This is a genomic window from Sphingobacterium sp. JUb20 (genome assembly GCF_004342035.1).
In the GTDB taxonomy this organism is placed as follows: domain Bacteria; phylum Bacteroidota; class Bacteroidia; order Sphingobacteriales; family Sphingobacteriaceae; genus Sphingobacterium; species Sphingobacterium anhuiense.
Map to the genome: position 1 here is coordinate 241,509 of NZ_SLYV01000008.1, position 21,726 is coordinate 263,234.

At 33.8% G+C, this 21,726-nt stretch carries 24 protein-coding genes; 18 read left to right on the forward strand and 6 right to left on the reverse strand.

What is annotated here, in order from left to right; translation table 11 throughout:
- Positions 1–3 precede the first annotated feature (3 nt).
- The 9 genes from rpsK (at position 4) to EDF66_RS15230 (ending at position 7,687) form a co-directional block, all read left to right on the forward strand.
- Positions 4–393 (forward strand): 30S ribosomal protein S11, encoded by a 390-nt coding sequence (rpsK, locus tag EDF66_RS15190; protein WP_021190946.1) that lies wholly within the window; start codon positions 4–6, stop codon positions 391–393.
- A gap of 58 nt (positions 394–451) precedes the next feature.
- Complete coding sequence (gene rpsD, locus EDF66_RS15195; RefSeq protein WP_021190947.1) at positions 452–1,060, forward strand: 30S ribosomal protein S4; 609 nt, start codon at positions 452–454, stop codon at positions 1,058–1,060.
- A 91-nt stretch (positions 1,061–1,151) separates the two neighbouring features.
- Entirely contained in the window at positions 1,152–2,144 is a 993-nt protein-coding gene (locus tag EDF66_RS15200) for a DNA-directed RNA polymerase subunit alpha (RefSeq protein ID WP_132843576.1), read from the forward strand.
- Positions 2,145–2,215: 71 nt separating this feature from the next.
- Complete coding sequence (gene rplQ / locus EDF66_RS15205) at positions 2,216–2,713, forward strand: 50S ribosomal protein L17 (protein ID WP_132843578.1); 498 nt, start codon at positions 2,216–2,218, stop codon at positions 2,711–2,713.
- Positions 2,714–2,852: 139 nt separating this feature from the next.
- A complete protein-coding gene (locus EDF66_RS15210) occupies positions 2,853–3,986 on the forward strand; it encodes an aspartate aminotransferase family protein (RefSeq protein ID WP_132843579.1) in 1,134 nt (377 codons plus the stop codon).
- 21 nt (positions 3,987–4,007) lie between these two features.
- On the forward strand, positions 4,008–4,979 hold the full coding sequence (locus EDF66_RS15215; protein WP_132843581.1) for an acetylornithine carbamoyltransferase: 972 nt from the start codon (positions 4,008–4,010) through the stop codon (positions 4,977–4,979).
- Positions 4,980–5,018: 39 nt separating this feature from the next.
- Positions 5,019–5,816, forward strand: coding sequence for an acetylglutamate kinase (gene argB, locus EDF66_RS15220; protein ID WP_132843661.1), 798 nt, complete (start codon positions 5,019–5,021; stop codon positions 5,814–5,816).
- A 10-nt stretch (positions 5,817–5,826) separates the two neighbouring features.
- A complete protein-coding gene (gene proC, locus EDF66_RS15225; RefSeq protein ID WP_021190952.1) occupies positions 5,827–6,630 on the forward strand; it encodes a pyrroline-5-carboxylate reductase in 804 nt (267 codons plus the stop codon).
- Entirely contained in the window at positions 6,623–7,687 is a 1,065-nt protein-coding gene (locus tag EDF66_RS15230; RefSeq protein ID WP_132843582.1) for a M20 family metallo-hydrolase, read from the forward strand. Before proC ends, EDF66_RS15230 begins: the two co-directional genes overlap by 8 nt.
- A gap of 52 nt (positions 7,688–7,739) precedes the next feature.
- On the opposite strand, the gene EDF66_RS15235 is transcribed toward EDF66_RS15230, so the two are convergent.
- Positions 7,740–8,213 carry an Lrp/AsnC ligand binding domain-containing protein gene (locus EDF66_RS15235; protein ID WP_021189698.1) on the reverse strand — a complete coding sequence of 158 codons (474 nt, stop codon included), beginning with the start codon at positions 8,211–8,213 and terminating at the stop codon, positions 7,740–7,742.
- 220 nt (positions 8,214–8,433) lie between these two features.
- Here EDF66_RS15235 and EDF66_RS15240 point away from each other — a divergent pair, with 220 nt between their 5' ends.
- The gene (locus EDF66_RS15240) at positions 8,434–9,477 is read left to right on the forward strand and encodes a hypothetical protein (RefSeq protein WP_132843584.1); all 1,044 of its coding nucleotides are present in this window, start codon (positions 8,434–8,436) and stop codon (positions 9,475–9,477) included.
- Here EDF66_RS15240 and ruvC read toward each other — a convergent pair whose 3' ends face one another.
- Positions 9,478–10,044 carry a crossover junction endodeoxyribonuclease RuvC gene (ruvC, locus tag EDF66_RS15245; protein ID WP_132771796.1) on the reverse strand — a complete coding sequence of 189 codons (567 nt, stop codon included), beginning with the start codon at positions 10,042–10,044 and terminating at the stop codon, positions 9,478–9,480.
- A 123-nt stretch (positions 10,045–10,167) separates the two neighbouring features.
- On the opposite strand from ruvC, the gene EDF66_RS15250 reads away from it, so the two are divergent.
- Complete coding sequence (locus tag EDF66_RS15250; protein ID WP_132843585.1) at positions 10,168–11,145, forward strand: lysylphosphatidylglycerol synthase domain-containing protein; 978 nt, start codon at positions 10,168–10,170, stop codon at positions 11,143–11,145.
- Positions 11,129–12,259 (forward strand): glycosyltransferase family 2 protein, encoded by a 1,131-nt coding sequence (locus tag EDF66_RS15255; RefSeq protein WP_310438368.1) that lies wholly within the window; start codon positions 11,129–11,131, stop codon positions 12,257–12,259. Before EDF66_RS15250 ends, EDF66_RS15255 begins: the two co-directional genes overlap by 17 nt.
- Position 12,260: 1 nt before the next feature.
- Here EDF66_RS15255 and EDF66_RS15260 read toward each other — a convergent pair whose 3' ends face one another.
- The gene (locus EDF66_RS15260; RefSeq protein ID WP_021189694.1) at positions 12,261–12,998 is read right to left on the reverse strand and encodes a lysophospholipid acyltransferase family protein; all 738 of its coding nucleotides are present in this window, start codon (positions 12,996–12,998) and stop codon (positions 12,261–12,263) included.
- Positions 12,999–13,080: 82 nt separating this feature from the next.
- On the opposite strand from EDF66_RS15260, the gene EDF66_RS15265 reads away from it, so the two are divergent.
- The 4 genes from EDF66_RS15265 (at position 13,081) to EDF66_RS15280 (ending at position 18,289) form a co-directional block, all read left to right on the forward strand.
- Positions 13,081–13,419 carry a DUF2089 family protein gene (locus EDF66_RS15265; protein WP_243656062.1) on the forward strand — a complete coding sequence of 113 codons (339 nt, stop codon included), beginning with the start codon at positions 13,081–13,083 and terminating at the stop codon, positions 13,417–13,419.
- Between the two features lies 1 nt (position 13,420).
- Positions 13,421–13,912, forward strand: coding sequence for a hypothetical protein (locus EDF66_RS15270; protein ID WP_132843587.1), 492 nt, complete (start codon positions 13,421–13,423; stop codon positions 13,910–13,912).
- 568 nt (positions 13,913–14,480) lie between these two features.
- Complete coding sequence (locus tag EDF66_RS15275) at positions 14,481–15,842, forward strand: alpha/beta hydrolase family protein (RefSeq protein WP_132843588.1); 1,362 nt, start codon at positions 14,481–14,483, stop codon at positions 15,840–15,842.
- Positions 15,843–16,081: 239 nt separating this feature from the next.
- The gene (locus EDF66_RS15280) at positions 16,082–18,289 is read left to right on the forward strand and encodes a glycoside hydrolase family 2 protein (RefSeq protein WP_132843590.1); all 2,208 of its coding nucleotides are present in this window, start codon (positions 16,082–16,084) and stop codon (positions 18,287–18,289) included.
- 73 nt (positions 18,290–18,362) lie between these two features.
- Here the strand turns inward: EDF66_RS15280 and EDF66_RS15285 are convergent, their stop codons facing one another.
- The 3 genes from EDF66_RS15285 to EDF66_RS15295 all read right to left on the reverse strand — a co-directional run bounded on the left by EDF66_RS15285 (position 18,363) and on the right by EDF66_RS15295 (position 20,407).
- The gene (locus EDF66_RS15285) at positions 18,363–19,070 is read right to left on the reverse strand and encodes an SDR family NAD(P)-dependent oxidoreductase (RefSeq protein WP_132843591.1); all 708 of its coding nucleotides are present in this window, start codon (positions 19,068–19,070) and stop codon (positions 18,363–18,365) included.
- Positions 19,071–19,080: 10 nt separating this feature from the next.
- Complete coding sequence (locus EDF66_RS15290; RefSeq protein WP_132843593.1) at positions 19,081–19,992, reverse strand: lysylphosphatidylglycerol synthase transmembrane domain-containing protein; 912 nt, start codon at positions 19,990–19,992, stop codon at positions 19,081–19,083.
- Between the two features lie 82 nt (positions 19,993–20,074).
- Positions 20,075–20,407, reverse strand: a complete 333-nt coding sequence (locus EDF66_RS15295) for a hypothetical protein (RefSeq protein ID WP_084825409.1) — start codon at positions 20,405–20,407, stop codon at positions 20,075–20,077.
- Positions 20,408–20,463: 56 nt separating this feature from the next.
- Between EDF66_RS15295 and EDF66_RS15300 the strand changes: the two genes are divergently transcribed.
- Together EDF66_RS15300 and EDF66_RS15305 are read left to right on the forward strand one after the other, a co-directional pair.
- On the forward strand, positions 20,464–21,015 hold the full coding sequence (locus tag EDF66_RS15300) for a lipocalin family protein (RefSeq protein ID WP_132843594.1): 552 nt from the start codon (positions 20,464–20,466) through the stop codon (positions 21,013–21,015).
- A 98-nt stretch (positions 21,016–21,113) separates the two neighbouring features.
- A complete protein-coding gene (locus tag EDF66_RS15305) occupies positions 21,114–21,599 on the forward strand; it encodes a hypothetical protein (RefSeq protein WP_207898644.1) in 486 nt (161 codons plus the stop codon).
- The last annotated feature ends 127 nt before the right edge of the window (positions 21,600–21,726 follow it).

Sequence of the window (21,726 nt, forward strand, 5' to 3'; positions counted from 1 at the left end):
GAAATGGCTAAAACTAAAAAAGCTGCAAAAAAACGTATTGTTGTTATTGAGCCTGTTGGTCAAGCACACATCAATGCTACGTTTAATAATATCATTGTAACTTTGACTAATAATCAAGGTCAAACTATTTCTTGGTCAAGTGCTGGGAAAATGGGTTTTAGAGGGTCTAAAAAGAATACACCGTACGCGGCAGGACAAGCAGCAAATGACTGTGGAAAAGTTGCATACGATTTAGGTCTACGCAAAGTAGAAGTATTCGTAAAAGGACCTGGTGCTGGACGTGAGTCGGCTATCAGAACATTACAAACTGTTGGAATCGATGTGACTACTATCAAAGATATCACACCACTTCCTCACAACGGTTGTCGTCCTCCAAAACGTAGAAGAGTTTAATTAGGTTAAAGATAAGATTCATTAGCTAAAGGCTAATAGATACTTTAAGAGAAAAAAAATGGCTAGATATACAGGACCTAAGTCCAAAATTGCCCGTAAATTTAGAGAGCCGATTTTCGGCCCAGATAAAGCGTTAGAAAAAAAGAATTATCCTCCTGGACAACATGGAGCATCTAAACGCAGAGGTAAACAATCTGAATACGCTATTCAGTTGTTAGAAAAGCAAAAAGCAAAATACACTTACGGGGTGTTAGAGCGTCAATTCGCTAATTTGTTTGTTAAAGCTGCCTCAAAACAAGGTATTACAGGGGAGATCTTCTTGAAATTATTAGAAGCTCGTTTAGATAACACGGTATACCGTTTAGGTATTGCCCCTACTCGTTCTGCTGCACGTCAGTTAGTATCGCACAAACACATTACTGTTAACGGAGAATTAGTTAACATTCCATCATATAGCTTACGTCCAGGTGATGTAATCGCTGTTCGTGAGCGTTCTCAAACTCTTGAAACAATCACTGATTCAGTTGCTGGTAGAATCATCAACAAATACTCATGGTTGGAGTGGAATGCAAAAGAACTTACAGGTACTTTTTTAAGTTTTCCTGAGAGATCTGACATTCCTGAGAATATCAAAGAGAACTTAATCGTAGAGTTATACTCTAAATAATAAATAAAGTAGCAATATGCATAGTCCATTATGGATTATGCATATTCTATTGTATTGCAAGTATTATTACAAAAACTTTAAAAAGAAATAAATGGCAATTTTAGCATTTCAAAGACCGGATAAAGTTATCATGCAAAAATCTACAGATTTTGATGGTACGTTCGAATTTCGTCCATTGGAGCCTGGTTTTGGTGTAACCATTGGTAATGCTTTGCGCCGTATTTTATTGTCCTCATTAGAAGGATATGCAATTACGTCGATAAGGTTTTCAGGCGTTTCGCACGAATTTTCAACTATCAAAGGTGTAGTTGAAGACGTTACGGAGATCATTTTGAATTTGAAACAAGTTCGTTTTCAAAAATCTGGTGATCAAGGTGATAGCGAAAAGATATTTGTAGTAATCAATGGTCAAGAGCAATTCTCAGCTGGTGATATCACAAAATTCTCAAACAACTTTACAGTATTAAATCCTGATTTGGTTATCTGTAACATGGATAGCTCGGTTACAATTGAAGTAGAATTGAGCGTAGCTAAAGGTCGTGGTTATGTAAATGCTGATGAGAATAAAGTCGTTGATGGTCCTGTAGGATTAATCGCGATTGATTCGATCTTTACTCCGATTAAGAATGTTAAATTTACCATTGAGAACTACCGTGTAGAACAAAAAACTGACTACGAGAAATTGTTGTTAGATATTTCTACAGATGGTTCGATTCATCCAGAAGAAGCCTTAAAAGAAGCTGCTAAAATCTTAATTCAACACTTTATCTTATTCTCTGATGAGAATATGCTTCTTGAGTCTCAGACTAAAGAGGAAACTAAAGTTGTTGATGAAGAAATTTTACATATGCGTAAAATTTTGAAAATGGAATTAGTTGACTTAGATCTATCAGTTCGCGCATTGAACTGTTTGAAAGCTGCTGATATTCGCTCACTATCTGAATTAGTTACTTATGACGTAGCAGATATGTTGAAATTCAGAAACTTCGGTAAAAAATCATTAAGCGAAATCCAAGAATTGGTTAAATCGAAAGGTTTATCATTTGGAATGAACTTGTCTAAATATAAGTTAGACGAAGATTAATATATTAATAAGCGGCTTGTATATAATTCCCTCTGTGAAGAGACGGTATATACATTAAAATTAAATTAAAAATGAGACACGGAAAAAAAGTAAATCACTTAGGTCGTACTGACAGCCATAGAAAGGCAATGTTAGCTAACATGGCAACGTCACTAGTAAAACATAAACGTATTACAACAACTTTAGCAAAAGCTAAAGCGTTACGTAAATATGTTGAGCCTTTGATTACTAAATCTAAAAACGATACGACTCACTCTCGTCGTACTGTTTTCGCTTACTTAAAAGATAAAGAGGCTGTTACTATCTTGTTCCGTGAAATTTCGGAAAAAGTAGCTAATCGTCCAGGTGGTTATACACGTATTATCAAAATGGAAAATCGTTTAGGTGATAATGCTGAAATGGCATTCATCGAATTGGTAGACTATAATGAAATTTACGGTGCTAAAGCTGCTACTGAGAAAAAAGCAACTCGTCGTCGTGGTACTTCTAAGAAGAAAGCTGATACTACTGAAGAAGCTCCAGCTGAAACGGATGTTACTGCGTCTACAGAAGAAGAAAACAAAGACTAGTTCTTTAACTTTTTTAGATATAAAGCCTATCATGAAAATGATAGGCTTTTTTATTTTTAACGGATTTTTAGGAAGACTTAGCTATATTTGCAATGCATATCGGACTTATGTTTCTCATTTAATTATTTATTCATTATCAATGGACTTATTTAACGTTTATCCCATTAATCCAATCAATATTGTAAGAGCACAGGGCTCAACGGTGTGGGATGCCGAAGAAAATCCTTACTTGGATTTATATGGTGGTCATGCTGTGATTTCAATTGGTCATACGCATCCACATTATGTTCAACGTATCACAGAACAATTAAATCAAATTGGATTTTATTCGAATTCTGTGGAGATTCCTATTCAGCGTGAATTAGCTCGATTATTAGGTAAAGTTTCTGGGAAAGAGGATTATCATTTGTTTTTATGTAATTCAGGCGCAGAGGCAAATGAAAATGCGTTAAAGTTGGCTTCTTTTTATAATTCAAGAAAAAAAGTGATTGCTTTTTCAAAGGCATTTCACGGTCGTACATCTTTGGCAGTAGCTTGTACTGATAATCCAAGTATTATTGCTCCTGTCAATGAGACTGATAATGTCATTTTCTTACCTTTTAATGATGAAGATGCTTTATCTAATGCTTTCAAAAATTATGGCGAGGAAATTTCATCGGTGATTATTGAGGGTATACAGGGTGTTGGTGGCATAAGGGAAGCGTCTGTTTCATTTCTTCGTCTGATACGCACACTCTGCGACCAGTATGCTTCTGTATTTATCGCTGATTCAGTACAGTGTGGTTATGGCCGTTCTGGTTTGTTTTATTCTCATGATTATGCTGGGATAGAAGCTGATATTTATACTATGGCAAAAGGTATGGGTAATGGTTTTCCTATCGGTGCAATTAGCATCGCTCCAAAATTTGTGGCAACATACGGTATGCTGGGAACTACTTTTGGCGGAAATCATTTGGCTTGTGCAGCCGCTGTTGCTGTCTTAGAAGTTATTCAACAGGATAGTTTAATTCAAAATGCAGCTACTGTTGGATCTTATTTAATTGAAGAATTACGCAAGTTTGATCAAATTTCTGAAGTAAGAGGAAGAGGATTGATGATAGGTATTGATTTACCTAGTGAATTAGCGCATGTAAGAAAAGATCTGTTGGAAAAGCACAGAATATTTACAGGTGAAGCAAAGCCTACTGTAATACGCTTATTGCCCGCATTAAATACAACAAAAGAAATGGCCGATCAATTTTTAACGGCTTTTACAGAAATTTTGGAAGGTTAGTTTTTTGAATAAGATAAATATATGAAAAAGTTTTTTTCAGTTAAAGATGTTGCTAGTGTTTCTGAAATAGTTAAAGAAGCAATGGAGTTGAAAGCTAATCCTAACACTTTGGAAAGTTTGGGCAAATACAAAACATTGGGTCTGGTATTTTTAAACCCAAGTTTGCGCACACGTTTAAGTACTCAAAAAGCAGCTATGAATTTAGGAATGAATGTCATGGTTATGAATATGGATAAAGATGGCTGGGCATTGGAGACTCAAGATGGTGTCGTAATGAACGGAACTACTGTTGAACATATCCGTGAGGCTGCAGCGGTAATGGGTGAGTATTGTGATATTTTGGGCTTACGTTCTTTTCCTAAATTGAAAAATAGGGATGAGGATTACTCTGAAGATTTATTTAATAAGTTTATCGAATATTGTGGTGTTCCAGTTGTGTCTTTGGAAAGTGCAACCCGCCATCCTTTACAGAGTTTAACTGATGTTATAACAATAAGTGAATATAAAGTCACAGAAAAACCAAAGGTTGTTTTAGCGTGGGCACCACATGTAAAAGCTTTGCCACAAGCGGTACCAAATTCTTTTTCAGAGTGGATGTGTCAAGCGCAGGTTGAAGGCCTGGTTGATTTCACTATAGCACATCCAGAGGGATATCAATTGTCTGAAGAGTTTACTGAGGGTGCGAAGATTTCAAATGATCTAGATCAGAGTCTCAAAAATGCTGATTTTGTTTATGTAAAGAATTGGTCTTCTTATGAGGAATATGGTGAAGTATATCCAGTTATTGAAAATTGGTTAATCGATAATGAGAAATTAGCGTTAACAAATGACGCAAAGGTTATGCATTGCTTACCAGTAAGACGTGATTTAGAATTATCCGCAGAGGTACTTGATGGGCCTAATTCTTTAGTCATTAAGGAAGCTGGTAATCGTGTATGGGCTGCACAGGTTGTTTTAAAACGTATGCTTGAAAGCTTAGAAAAAAATAAATAGGTCTGTAAATAAATTATTTTGGAAGATTTAGAGAGAAAGATGTCAAATAGTGGCCTTAATATTATAAAAATTGGTGGCAATATTATCGATGATGAAGTATTGTTAGACTCATTTTTGGAAAAATTTGCGGCTTTGCCTGGCAAAAAAATCTTAGTGCATGGAGGAGGAAAGATTGCGACACGTATTGCAACAGATTTGGGAATTGAAGCTAAGATGGTGGAAGGCAGAAGAATTACAGATGAAGCAATGTTGCGGATTGTTACAATGGTGTACGCGGGTTTAACTAATAAAAATATTGTTGCAAAGCTTCAAGTTTTACAATGTGATGCTATTGGTTTAAGTGGTGCAGATGGAGGTACAATTAAAGCAATAAAGCGACCTGTTAAAGATATTGATTACGGCTTTGTCGGGGATATTTTGCACGATTCTGTCAATACTGCTTCTATTAAGAAATTTTTGGAAGCGGGATTTGTTCCTGTATTTTCTGCAATAACTCATAATGGTTTAGGACAACTTTTAAATACCAATGCAGATACGATCGCATCAGCTTTAGCTGTTGGGCTGTCATCATTATATGATACATCTCTAGTATATTGTTTTGAAAAAAATGGTGTACTTAAAGATATCAATGATGAACAGTCTGTAATTAATTCAATCCGTGCCGACGAATTTTTACAGTTAAAGGAAGACGGTGTTATTCATGATGGAATGGTACCAAAATTGCAAAATGCATTCGATGCTATACAAAAAGGTGTTCGGAATGTGTATATTGGTCATGCCAATAATTTGCACTTATTCCAACAGGGCCAATTTGGCACTTGTTTGACCTTAAAATAGAACTTTAATCATGAAAAGAATTACCATTATCGGAACAGGGAATATTGGTTTGTCTCTTGCAAAAGGATTAGTAAAAAATCAGTTTTGTAATGCAGATCAAATCACTTTAACAAGACGTAATATTAAAGCCTTAAATCAAGAAAGGGAAGATGGTTTTGTTGTTACAGATAGTAATATCGAAGCAGTTAGAGATGCCGATATTATTGTCTTTGCAATTTTACCACAACAATTACGAAAAGTTTTGGAAGAAATAGCTCCGATAGTTCAAGGTTCTAATCAGGTTTTTGTATCTGTTGTATCTGGGGTAAGTTGCGTTGATATAAAAGAAGTGCTTGGTGTAAATGCATTGGTCGTAAGGGCAATGCCAAATACAGCAATTGCAATTGGTCAGTCGATGACATGTATTGCAACTGATAATGCACCTTCAGATATTGTGAAGGATGTAGAAGTTATGTTTGAAACGGTGGGCGCAGTTGTAGTTATTAACGAAGATTTAATGACTTCTGCTACTGCATTATGTGCTTGTGGTATTGCTTTTTTCTTGAGAGCTATACGAGCAGCTTCACAGGGTGGAGTAGAAATTGGTTTTCATGCGCATGATGCTCTTAAAATGGCTGTTCAGACAGCAAAAGGTGCCGCAGATTTATTATTGCAAACTCAATCACATCCTGAAAGTGAAATTGATAAGGTAACTTCGCCAAAGGGGTGTACTATTGCAGGGCTTAATGAAATGGAACACCATGGTTTCAGTTCCGCATTTATTAAAGGAATAAAATTGTCTGCACAAAAAGCTGGAGGCCTCTACAATGAATAATCGAGTTGAGTTATTTGAAGAAAGTTTAGCCTTATTAAAGTCTTTAATACGTACCCCTTCTTTTAGTAGAGAGGAAGAAGAAACTGCAACGATAATAGCACAATTCTTTACTGCGAAAGGAATTGTTCCCAACAGAAAAGCAAATAATATTTGGGTTTATAATAAATGGTATAGTACTGATAAACCTACTATACTGTTGAACTCACATCATGACACTGTAAAACCAAATACTGGTTATACAAGAGATCCATTTTCTCCAGATATAGTAGATGGAAAGCTTTATGGATTAGGAAGTAATGATGCAGGTGGATGCTTGGTTTCTTTGATTGCAACTTTTCTACATTTTTATGAAGACAAAGATTTAAAATATAATTTTTGTTTAGCAGCTACTGCTGAAGAGGAAATCTCCGGTAAATGTGGAATTGAATCAATTGTTTCAGATTTAGGAGCTTTAGATTTTGCTATAGTAGGAGAACCAACTTTAATGGATTTAGCGATCGCAGAAAAGGGCCTAATGGTATTAGATTGCACTGCTCATGGCATATCAGGCCATGCTGCACGAGATGAGGGAGAAAATGCTTTATATAAGGCATTAGCAGATATCGAATGGTTTAGATCCTACCAGTTTGAGCGTGAATCAAATAAATTAGGACCCATTAAAATGTCCGTGACGATGATTCAGTGTGGTGTTCAACATAATGTTGTTCCCGCAACTTGCGATTATGTTGTCGATGTTAGAACAACAGATGCATACAGTAATGAAGAAACATTAGAAATAATAAAACTACATGTACAATCTGATGTCCATGCTCGTTCAACACGTTTAAATTCATCTTCTATTCCAGAAGATCATCCTCTTGTTTTGTCAGGTGTTAGTCTTGGAAAAAAGACTTATGGCTCTCCTACAATGAGTGATCAAGCATTGTTGCGGATACCTTCTGTGAAGCTAGGACCGGGCTTCTCCGGACGATCGCATATGGCCGATGAGTTTATTTTCTTGGATGAAATTAGGAAAGGCATTGACGATTATATTAATATTTTAGAAAAAATCGTATAAACAAAAAAGCACAAAATTTATTTTGTGCTTTTTTGTTTATACGATTAATAATTTAGACTAAACTAATCTGTCTTTTTATACTCTCTTCAAGAGATATAATAGTCTCAGTACGCTGAATTCCTTGTACAGATTGTATATCTTCATTTAATACTTTACGCAGGTGTACTGTATCGCGACAGATTATTTTTGCAAAAATACTATATTGTCCCGTGCAGTAATGTAATTCAACGACTTCTTTAATTTCTTTTAATTGAGCAACAGCATCAGAGTATTGAGATCCTTTTTCAAGGTAAATCCCTAAGAAGGCAGTGATATCGAAACCAACTTTCTGAGGATTAATAATTAAGTTGGATCCTTTAATAATACCTAGTTCTTCCATTTTTTTCATGCGTACATGTATAGTGCCACCAGATACAATTAACTTTTTTGCTATTTCTGTATAAGGAATAGACGCATCATTCATCAAAATTGATAATATCTGAATATCAAGATTGTCTAAATCGTAATTAGAATAGTTGTTTTCCATTAAAAGTGCTGTTATTAATTAAGTTAACCCAAACCGATAATATATTACCAAATAGTCGTATCGGATTAAATTTTTAAATTTTTCAAAAATACTAAGATTTGTTGGTTTATGTATGTAAATTTAGTAAAAATTTTATATACATATTGTTAATGTGATATTTAAATAACAAATTTTGTATAGATTTTTATTGATATTGGCATTTGATTTTAAAAAGATATTTATGGAAATAGAAGATGTTAAAATTTCAAGGAAGAAACCCATTTTTGCTGTAGGAGAGGGATTACATAAATACTTGAGACTATATCAACGTGATGCAAAGCTTCCTATTACGTATAAGGATCTTTTATCTTTTACTGAAACTATACCTGTATTGGATAAATACGGTAACGACACTTTTTGGGAAACGCCATTATATCCACCATATCTTATTGATCATTTATATGAAGGTTTGAAAGTAATATATGCTAAATTAAAGGCATCGGGTAATACCCGTATTGTGCAACATAAGTATATTGATCGTGTTGAGTATTGTGCGTTTGGCAATACAAGACCTTTTCGAATTCGTATTGTAAACCGACTGAATGATGTATATGATTATTTTTATATTAAGCAAGCTGATGCATCTCGTATTTATGGCTTAGAATTGGAGGAAATCTTATCGCCAAATCAGGTAAATTATATGGTCGATAATGAAACTTTGGTTGAGGAACATATTGTTGGAATCCCTGGTGATACTTTTGCCAAGCAACGGATGTATACACCAGATTATAATCTAACACGTATTTCTAAGGAGTTTGTTAAATTTAATGAACGTTGCATAATTACTTTGTTAGGTGATATGCGCGCTTATAATTTTGTCGTACAAATAACTCCAGATTTTGACGATTTTCAATTCAGAATTCGAGCTATTGATTTTGACCAGCAATTTTATGAAGGCAATCCAAAAGTGTACATGCCACAATTTTTCAAAGAAAACTTTCCTTATGTGAAACTTTCAATGGAACATTTGACAGAAAAAACGGTTTCTCAATATCAACAAGAAGAACGATCATCTATTGTACATCGTGTACGTAGTGAAAGGCATCGGATCGCTGACCTTAGAGACGCATCAAAAACCCAACAGTTATCGACAGAGGAAAATATAAAACAATTGCGTGAAGCTTATTCAATTTCTCATTCAAGTGAACAGTATTTGAAGTGTAAATCGATGACTGATATTGTTGAATTAAATGTGAAAAATGTTATAAGGCAAGTACAGCTATAATTACTTGATTCTTTTTTCATTATCTTTTACAAATGCACTCCAACCACTGTAACTTTTGCCAGTTTCGGAGGTCGCATTTTTTTGAAAGGAATGACAAACAGCAACAGCTAATCCATCTGTTGCGTCTAAAAATTCAGGGCTTTCATTAAATTTTAATAATGACTTCAACATGCCTGCTACTTGCTCTTTGGTTGCATTTCCATTTCCAGTTACTGATTGCTTTATTTTTCGTGGAGCATATTCAAATATAGGAATATCAAAATTTAATGCGGCGGCCATAGCGACACCTTGTGCTCTTCCTAATTTCAACATTACTTGTATGTTTTTTCCATAAAATGGAGCTTCTAATGCAACACTGTCCGGTTTATATTCCTCTATTAAAGCAGTAGTTTTTTTAAATATACGTTGGAGTTTCAGAGCATGGTCATCAAGATGCCCCATTTTCACGACTCCCATAGTAATGAGACTGATATTGTTTCCTTGTTCACGTATGATTCCGTAACCTAGAACAGCTGTTCCGGGGTCAATACCTAAAATAATTCTCTCTTTTGCTTTCTCCTTCTGCATGTGCAATATTACATTTTTTATTTCGTAACGATTCAAAAATGAAGATGTAATGGATACTAATATTGCCATAAAATAACTTTAGCTTTGATTAATATTTAGTAACATTGTGTCCAAAATTGATAAATGCTAACAAAGGTTCAAAAAAAATATAGCGGGATATTGATAAAAATTGCGGTACTAGCTTTCGCTGGATGGTATATTTATCAACAATTATCCGATCCTAAAAATCTTCTGAAGTTTGAAACATTAATCGCAGGTATAGATCCTCATTATTTCTGGTTGACATTTAGCTTAATCGTGTTCTTGATGTTTGTTAATTGGATGCTTGAAGTTGTAAAATGGCAATATTTGGCTATTAGAATTGAAAGAATATCTTTTGGACGTGCATTTCAATCGGTATTTAGTGGATTAACATGGGCTATTTTTACTCCAAATAGGATTGGGGAATATGGAGGTCGTGTTTTGTTTTTGAAACCTGAAAATCGAGCAAAAGGTGCTATAGCAATGGGAGTTGGGCTATTTGCACAACTTGTATTAACCAGTATAGCTGGTGCTTTAAGTATTGCTTGGTTTGCATGTACTTATATGGATACTCCAGTTTCTATAGAGTTTGGAATTTGGTTATTAGCAATATTGTATGCGACAGGTTTTTTAGTACTTTATTTTAATGTGCATTGGATTGATTTATTGGTTGGTCGAATTAAATTTCTAGAACGTATCAAACCTTTCTTTTCTATTTTGGAAGAGTATACTTTTAAGGAATTGCTTGTTGTCATATTGATATCGTTGGCAAGATTTATCATTTTTACTTCTCAGTACATTATTTTAATGTTGGTCATTTTACCAGAATTACCATTCGTGGCAATGATTTTGATGATATTTATTCTTTTCTTTGTGCAGGCCGCATTACCGACATTGGATATTTTTGATTTTAGTGTAAGAAGTTTTGTTGCAGGTAATCTTTATAGTTATATCACAAATCAAGAACTAGCCGTGATGGCAATTGTTTCTTGTATTTGGTTCGTTAATTTGATACTTCCAGCTGTTTTAGGTTCTATTTTTGTTTTGAAAATAAATTTTTTTGGTGATTCTAAGTCTTAGTTTTATTACGATAATATTGGCGATTGTGTATATCGCTCTGGTTCTGTATATGCGGAAAGGTTGGTTAGAAATACCAACTGTAATATCGAACTGTTTACCGGTCAAACGTATTTCTATTATTATAGCTGCACGTAATGAAGAGAATGGTATAGCACGTACTATTGATGCTGTACTTAATCAAAAATTTCCACCTGAACAGTTTGAATTAATTGTAATCGATGACCATTCTACTGATCGGACAAGTGATGTTGTATTGTCTTACGCGCACAGAGGAGTACAATTAATTCAGTTGAATGAGAGCAATAAATTGAATTCATATAAAAAGCTTGCTATAGCGAAGGCTATTGATTTATGTACAGGAGAGATAATTGTTACAACTGACGCTGATTGTAGGATGGGTGAAAATTGGTTAATGACAATCATTAGCTATTTTGAAACTCAAGACTTATATCTTTTATCTTCTCCTGTAGTGTATTCAGAAGAGAAATCATTTTTTGAAAGACTTCAAACACTTGAGTTTTTATATTTAATAGGCTTAGGCGCAGCAGGTATTGGTAATAAAAATCCGACAACTTGCAACGGAGCAAATTTGGCATATCGCAAAGATATTTTTTATGAAATGGGTGGATTTGCCGGTATAGATGAATTAGCATCTGGTGATGATGAATTATTTTTGCATAAAGTTGCTGCCAAATATCCACATAAAATAGGATTCTGTAAATCTACAGATGCAGTGGTTTACACCGATGCTAAGCCTACAATTAGGTCATTTATAAGTCAGCGGAAGCGTTGGGCTTCTAAGAGTACAAAATATAAAAATAAAGCAATTGTGTTACTCGGAATCACAATTTGGTTATTCAACTTTTGTATGCTTACCTGTCTTATCGTAGGTTTATTTTATCATTATTCCTATCTTTTTACTTTTTTGGTAGTATTAATCGCTAAAATCATAGTTGAATATCTATTTATTCAACCCTTAACTCAGTTTTCTAAGAGAGAGGAGTTAATGCGGTATTTACCAATTCTTTCCTCGTTACATATAATATACCTCGTGTATATTGGTATACTTGGTAATATCGGTAAATATGATTGGAAAGGTCGGCAGGTTAAATAATCTAACCATTTTTGACTTTTAAACGGATCTTCTGTTCAGCTTCTAATACTATTTCTTCCAAAGTTTTATCAGTTTTATCAATAGGATCTAAAACTTCCCAGCTCATTTTGACAAAGGGTGTAAGAGGAAATAAGCCATTTTTAGTCATTTCATATGAACCATTTATTGCGATAGGAACAATTAGTGCATCGGGATTTTTCTTTAATAATGTAGCTATTCCGCCAACATGAAAAGGCTTCATTTTACCATCTCGAGTGCGAGTACCTTCCGGGAAAATAAAAGCTGACCAGTTTTTGGTCTTCATATTATTTGCAAGTTTTAATATTTCACCGATAGACTGTTTTGAGTCCTTACGGTCAATATTTGCTGCCCCACCATGTTTCAAATTGAAGGAAATACTTGGAATTCCCTTCGCTAGTTCTATTTTTGAAATGAATTTTCCATGAAATCTTCGCAGAAAATAGATCATAGCCGGTATATCAAATGTACTTTGATGATTTGCAACGAAAATAATGGGCTGTCCGGTTGGAATGTTTTTATTATCAGTAAAAGATATCGTATTAAACAGCAAAATATTGCAATAGGTGAGAAAGAAATTAAGAATATCGACACTCTTTTTATGTGCTGTATATCCGCCAAACTTTAGGCTCAACCATTGTATAGGGTGAAAAACTAAAAGGCACAAGGCAAAAAAGAAATAAAAAATGGGTGTCAGAATAAATCCAATAATCTTCTTCATGTTTAAATCTAATAATTATTTACAGCAAATATAATTATTAATATACTTTACGAATAATTATTGATCGCTCATATTTTAAATTATGTTTAATAATACTTTTATAAAATTTATATTATTATTAATAATATTTATATTTATAGAAGAGATGAAAAAATTTCCAAACGTATGCCCTAGCTGTGATACAAAATTAGAGGTCAGTAAATTAACTTGTTCTTCATGCAATACTGAGGTTAGCGGTAAATTTATGTTGCCAATTTGGACGCAATTAACTCTTGAGGAACAGGATTTTGTACTTGAGTTTTTATTAAAATCAGGAAGTCTGAAAGAGATGGCAAATCAATTAGGCAAGAGTTATCCTACCGTAAGAAATAAGTTAGATGATCTTATTGATAAGTTATTGGGTTTAAAAAATAATGATTAGTATGGTTTTTAAAGAGAAACAGTCTTTTTGGAGTTGGTGGATGGTGATTTTGATCGTCTTTTTATTATTATCGACTTTAAATTATGAATGGAATGATATAAAAGATGGTAATTTAAAAGAATTAAGTGTAAATCCTGGGTTTTGGATTATTGCTGTTATTATTATTATATTTTCGTTCATTAAATTAAAAACAACAATAAACTCTCAAGGAATTATGATTCACTTCTTTCCCTTTCTATTGAGAAGTAAATTTATTCCTTGGTCAGAAGTAGCACAGGTTTCTGTAAAGGATTATAATCCTATATACGACTATGGAGGTTGGGGGTATCGCATTGGAAGAAAAGGTAAAGCCTATAATACCAAAGGATCACATGGGTTGGAATTGATCTTTAAAAGCGGGTCTAGACTATTGATAGGTACCCAAAAGAAATGCGAACTCAATACGATCATTTCTAAGGTTAATCAAGAAATTTTAAATAAGGACTATGAATAAAATACTTTTAAATCCATTTGATAATCTTTCGGAGACAAAACTTTTATCTATTGGTCTTATTTGATTTATAATCGGCACTTTTGTAGCTTGTTTTTAGGAGATTCCTTTCCTGGGATGATGAGTTTTAAATCCAACGAGGCTAGCTTTTTATAATTATTATATCACAATATCTTAACAACATCTTTATTTTCAATCATTATATTTCTACTTGGAAAAATATTGCATTCGATTCTGAGATTTATAGATATGCTAATAACCGTATTGGTTGCAAGGTCTGTCATTTATGCTATGGCTTTATTAAATACAACTAAATGGCTAAACCCGATAGTAGATTTAATTTCAAGAATGTAGTAAATCCACTGGGTAACCAAAATGTTGATAAAGCAGATTGAATTATCCCTTTTTTGGTGTTATTCTCAGCCTTTGCTTGCTGATCTATTTCTTCTATTTACTTATTTAAAGGATTTCTTACTGTTATAAATAGAAAAAAATTATAATGGCTTGATTTTGGTACTTGTTGTAATGTTAATGGAAGCTTTATCTTCTTTATTCTCTTTTATTACATATAATGATTAAAAAAATAGTTGGTACATTTCTCCTGTTGTTTATAACAATAACTGCTTTTTCGCAAACTTTCGTAGGGGACTGGAAAGGTAATTTGCAAGTAGGACATTCCAGTTTGGTTTTTATAATTAATTTATCTCAGGAAAATGGTGTATGGAAGGCAACAGCGGATAGTCCAGATCAGGGAGCCTTTGGCATTCCCGCGAAGGCAAACGTTAATGGTAACGGAATCGAAGTACTGATTGAAGGAGGAATTAGTTATATCGGGAAAATGGAACGGGATGATTTAATAGGTGGGGAGTTTCAACAAGGGACATTTCGAGCCAAGTTAGATCTTATGAAAATAAAGGCAACCCCTAATAATATCAAGACAATAAGATCTCAACGTGTTTTTCCTCCTTATTCATACGATACAGTAGATGTCAATTTTAGAAATAAATATGATGATGTCCTATTAAGTGGCACCTTAACCACACCTAGACAAAAGGGTAAATTCCCTGCAGTAGTTTTAGTGACAGGAAGCGGTCCCCAGGATCGCAATGAAACATTAATGGGACATGAACCTTTTCGAATATTATCAGATTTTTTAACAAAAAATAATATTGTTGTTCTTCGCTACGACGATCGGGGGGTCGGACTTTCAAAAGGAAGTTTTATAAATGCCTCAATTGAGAATTTCAGTAAAGACGCAATGGCAGCAATAGATTTTCTAAAGGAAAGACCAAATGTAGATCCCGGCAAAATTGGTATTATCGGGCATAGTGAGGGTGGTTTAATCGCAGAATTGTTGGCTGGACAAAAATTTCCGGCGCTTTCTTTTATTGTTTCTTTAGCAGGTCCAGCCATTCCTATTGACTCTCTAATGGTATCACAGCTATATCGCATTGGTAAAGTAGCAGGCATGTCAGAACTAGCATTATCACATGCCAAAGAGATTAATAAAAGGAATTTTGAGGTTGTTAAAAGTAATAGGCCGCATATGGAGGCTATGGCAATGATTCTTGATAATATGAAAATAGATCCAGCACAATTGAATTCATCGAGTAAATTGGAATTAGAGACACTCTTGTTGCCATCTTATAGATATTTCATGCGGATTGATCCCATTCCTTTTATTAAAAAAATTACAGTGCCGGTTTATGCGGCATTTGGGAGTTTAGATGTTCAGGTTCCTGCTGACCAAAATCTAAAAAGTTTAAAGAATAATCTACCATATAATCCAAAAACAGTTCTAAAGAAATATGAAGGATTGAATCACTTATTTCAAAAATCGACAACTGGGGCTGTTTCAGAGTATGAGCATATTAGTGAAACCATGAATAGTGAAGTCTTGAATGATTTAGTTAAATGGATAAAAAGCTTATAATAGTAACCTGTAGTTAGTATTATTTAAGTGACATCATCTCTATTTTAGTAAAAGTACGATAACGTTGTAAATTGGTTTTCTGTGATGCTACAGCATTTTTTTGCTCAATATTAACTTCTATGTAGTTTTCTAGTAAAGTCAATTCTTCTTTGTAATACAATTAGGTTTATATCTTTGTTTTACACTCCATCATCGTGATTATGATGGATACTATTGAACAAAACCTTTATTTTATTATTATGAATTTCAAGGCAATCGTCACCTTATTTTTCTTAACAATTTTAACCTCACTTTCCTTTTCTAGAGAAGTTATTTCTTTCAATCAAGATTGGGCTTTCAAAAAGGGCCCCTTTACTACAGATCTCTTACAGTATGGGAATGTTTTTTCTGGAACATGGCAATCTATAGCTGTTCCCCATACATGGAACTCAAAAGATATGCAAGTACGTAATGATCGATTTACATCTAATGAAAAATTTTATGTGGGAGATGCCTATTATCGTAAAACTTTTATTCCCGAATCTTCTTGGAATGGTAAGCGCATTTTTGTAAAATTTGAAGGTGTAAATACAAACACAGAAGTTTACATTAATAATTCACCGTTGCCTGCGAAGAAGGAAAAGGGAAATGTAGTTTATGATGCGTCAGCTATAAATGGTAATTATCAGATTGTGGGAAGACATCAAGGTGGCTATTCAGCATTCGTGTTGGAATTGACTAATATGTTGAAATTTGGAGTTGAAAATGAGATTCTTGTAAAAGTTAACAATGAAGCAACTCCACAAGTAATTCCAGTCAATCATACGCTATTCCCTATGTATGGTGGTATTTATCGTCCGGTTGAACTTATTGTGACGGATAAGATTAATATTGCAGTATCCGATTATGCTTCTTCAGGAGTATATATAAGTCAAAAGGACGTTAATAAAAAAAGTGCATCAATAAATTTAAAAGTGAAACTTGAAAATAAAAATCATGACGCAAGAGATTTACAGGTGGTGTCAACGATTTTTGAACAAAACGGCGCTGTGAAAGCCAAGAATATAAAAAAATATCGTTTACTTCCGCAGGGTAGACAAGAAGTAATGCAAGACTTTAATTTAACAAATCCACATTTATGGCAAGGTCTGGAGGACCCATATCTTTATAAAGTAGTTACACAGCTTGTTGATGGAAATACTTTACTAGATGAAGTGATTCAGCCTCTAGGTTTACGAAAATTTGAATTAAGAACGGGAGAGGGATTCTTTTTGAATGATATTAAGTATCCAATGTATGGAGTAACAAGACATCAGGATCGATGGGGAAAGGGTTCCGCGTTATCAAATGCTGATCATGATGAAGATTTGGCTATCATCAAGGAAATTGGAGCAACTACTATTCGATTAGCTCACTATCAACAATCTGCATACTTCTATGAAAAATGCGATAGTATTGGATTTATTGTTTGGGCAGAAATCCCATTTGTTAATCGTGTAACGACGTTAGAGGAAGCAAATGCAAAACAGCAATTGACAGAACTTATAAGACAAAACTATAATCATCCTTCTATTTATACATGGGGTCTCCATAATGAGGTTTATACACCTAATGCGTACACAATCGAGTTAACAACAAAATTAAATGATTTAGCTAAGACCGAAGATCCATATCGCTATACGGTGCAAGTGAGCGGCTATAATGTCATTAACCATGCTGTAAATAATAATGCAGATATACAGGGGATCAATCATTATTTCGGATGGTATAATGGCGTTATTCGTGATGTTGATAAGTGGGCAGATCAAATCTCAAAAGATTTTAAAGATTATAAAATTATTTTTTCAGAGTATGGAGCCGAGGCTAATCCTAGTCATCAACAAGAGGTTGTTGGAGATGTAGGTAATCAATGGGCGAATCCAGCATTTTTTCCTGAAGAATTTTCAACAAAGTTCCATGAAATACATTGGGGAACGATAAAAAGACATCCGATCTTTTTAGCGTCTTATCTTTGGAACACATTTGACTTTGCGACTCCAATTACAGCACTCAATGTTGAGCCAAGGAATTATAAAGGATTGGTTACGTTTGATAGAAAACTCAAGAAAGATCCTTTTTATTGGTATAAAGCTAACTGGAGTAAAGAACCTGTATTATATCTGACACAAAGACGTGTTATTGAGAGAGTAAACGAGATTACTCCGGTGACAGTCTATTCTAATTTAGGTACACCTACTTTGTTGGTCAATGGTGTTGAAGAAAAGAACTTTGTTATCGGAGAAACTGATGTCCATTATATTTTTCAAAATGTTAAATTGAAAGAAGGGGATAATATTATCCAGGTAAAAGCATCAGGGAAAAGTCAACAATTTGAAGATAAGATTACTTGGCATTACTTGAAAGATAACCCAAAGGCAATCAGTAAAGATGGACCGAAATCCAATAAAAATGAACATATTGGTTTGTAAAAAAGCATCTTTTTGCAATGCCCCCGAAAAGTTAAACACTTTCTGGGGGCGCACTACTTTTGAGACTTTTTTATTAAGGAGTTGTTAATGCTACAGGTAGAATTTTACCATTATAATATTGATGTCCATTTTGGGCAAATTCCGCAATATATCTTCCCATCTCAAAAGCGAGTTTACCAGCTTCTATTCCCGGAAAAGCTGCTTCAAACATTTCAGTTTGTGCAGATCCAAGAGCAAGACAATTTACGCGGATACCTTTATCCTTAAATTCTTCAGCCAAGCACTCTGTTAATACTGCCAAAGCTGCTTTACTAGAAGAATAAGCCGCTAAGCCACTAAACTTGGAAGAGCCTTGAAAACCGCCCATACTTCCTATATTGAGAATATGAGATCCTTCGGGCATTAAAGGGACGATATGTTGAATCATATTAGCATGTGCCAATACATTGGTTTGAAACATCGATGCAAATTCTTCCAATGAACTATCCATAAAAGGTTTATTGATAAGCACTCCTGCATTATTGATCAGGATATCTACCTGTTCAAATTTTGATTTGATAAATGGTAATAAAGTTTGATAATCATCATAAACAATATCAAACTGAGCTGGATATAAATTACCCCCGTCGAAATTCAAATCCTTAGCAATTTCGTGAAGGCGCTTTAGTTTATCTGCAGATCGAGCAAGTGCGATAACATTATTTTCTTTTTTTGCCGTGAGATCCAATACAGCTTCAAACCCAATTCCACTGCTTGCTCCTGTTATTATAATATTTGCCATGTTTATTTATTTAATCTTCCGTCTGAGATTCTTCTATTTCTTTAACAGATGGTAATTTTTCGGTCCCTAATGCAGAGGGATGAAATATGTAGTACGAACCAGTAAAGGCCATGAATGCCGATATAATATAAAATAGTAGACTAATCAAGACAGCTAAATGTGAATCAAGGTGAAAAAAATTAGCTCCCCACATATAAACTAGCTCTCGCATACCCAATCCTCCAACGGAAAATGGAATTATTGCCACTAATGAAGAAGCGAGAAAGAGAAAGAGATAAGGAGAAAATTTTCCATCAAAGCCTAGGGCGTATAATATCATAATAGCAGCAATTACTTGCATTGACTGTACACCTATTGCTTTTAGATGTGTTTTGATGAAATTTGCCTTAAAATCATTGAAAAATTTGCCTACCAAAAAATAATAAAGCGTTGTACCCAAGATAAATCCTAAAATTGTTAAGTAATTAGGAATTCCAAGTTGAGGCATAAAAATGATTAATGCCGCAATTATTAAACATAGCGCCCACAGCCCACTTAATCGGTCAAAGAATAATGCTCCAAGTAACTTTCGACCTTTAATATTATACTTTTTTCGAAGAAAATATATTTTATATCCATCACCTCCAACACCTCCAGGTAAGAAAAGATTATAAAACAAGCCAAGCTGATAAAGTTTAAAATTATATCTCTCAGAAACATGAAGTCCGATTGCAGTTAAGAAGCTAAGTAAGCGAGAGGATGATATTAGAATTGAGATGGCATATGCTAAAAATGCGAATAAAAGGAACAGCGGATTTGATTTTAATAGAGCATCTTTTAGATCTTGGATAGAAACCTTACTAAATACCCAATAAAGAGCAGCAACAGTAACAACTAGTTTCAGTATATTCTTAACAATTTTCCAAATTAGTTTTTTATTCATTAGATATTTAAGTCTATGTTTTGACTTTATTCATTAATTCTCAAAGATATTAATTTGATTAATGATATTGTATTTATTTGGATTATGCTATTAGGGGATATATACGGGAGTATAATAGAATTAAGTAGATCAATAGGAAAATCGTGCATAATGAGAATTGCCAATTAATATCGACTCTTAAATATTTGTTTTTTAACATGACAATCAGTAAAACTACAAAAATGATAAAGAGCAATGCAGGAGCAACTACTGCCATTTCATTTGGAAATGCAACGTGTTTAGCATCTAAATTAGACTGGGTTCCCTTATTCGATAATATAGGAACAGAAGCTAGTGCTAAAAGTAAAACGAAAAGACGCAATAGTGATTTTGCTACAATCTTACTAATGGTATGATTTTTGGATGTCTCAATCATGATTTGTTGTTATATTTACAGCAAAAATACAATAAGTAACTATAAAATTAATGAATATGAATCGAGTTCTTTTATCTATCACAACTCTCATGTTGAGTTTGTTTCTTTTTTCGGCTTGTAGTATGCAACCAAAAGGAACAGCATCTAGTTCTTCATCTACTGCGATGTCTACAGGGCCTAGTGCCTCTGACTGGAAAGGAGCTGTAAAAGGAACTTGGTTTTTAAACACTATTGATCGCGAGAATTTACCCGCATCTTATACCATTAAAAGTGTATTTGAAGAAGCACCTGCTGAATGCTTTATAGGAAGTACTTGGACATTGCCAGGTAATGGTAAAGGAAACATCTCATTTTCAGCAGACGGTAAATTATGTGCCCCTGGTGCTTCCAGAGATATTATATGGTCTATATTCAATCCAGGAAAGAATAACGGACAACCACAGTTTCAGTTTAAAAAGATTTATGCTGGCGATAAAGCTAAAAATGTTATTACAGGCTACCGTTTAGATTTATCATACTCAGACGCTAGTAAATTAGTTATGCGTATGCCGGTAACCATTACAAATGGCGAAGCATATTTAGTGTTCACTTTTTCAAGAGTAAATTAAGATATTCTTTTTGAAGATAGATAAAGCTATAGGAAACTATAGCTTTACTTGTTTAAAATTTTTTATTTAACAAATTTTCTAATTTTAGAAACAGTACTTTGATCGAAAAAAATATTGTACAAAAAAGTATAAGGGAGGTGGTTCATATCGCTCTTGGTCTAGAAAATAGAATATATATCAAGGACTTATCTGCTCATTTATATTGGATGGAAAAATCTCAATTTAATTTTGGGGAGGAATATGTCGCCAAAGATATTACCATACGTGATTTAATAAGAATGAGCTTTGCCGAATTGGGGATAGAAATAGAATTCTGTGGAAGAGCAGAATTAGAGAAGGGTGTAATTATTGATATTGATGAGGAACGATTGGACCTGTTGAAGATAGACAAAGAATATATAAAATTTGGACAAACTGTCGTTAAAATTGAAGACCGATCCTCTGTTTCAATTGATGTGAATGGAACAATAGAAAAACATTTAGTACAGCAATATATTGGTCATTTCGAAACGGAGATTCATTTTGATAACTTTATTAAGGAATTGATTATGAGTAATTTAATGGTTGTGAAAAAACAGTCCTAATTAAGCTTTGAGACGCTTTGAGCTTGAAATGTTCAAAAGTTGTCCTTAAGACTTAAGATATTATTCTTTTAATATTGTTAAAATTTAAATTTGGAATAATATTTGTTGTAGACATGTATCTACTATG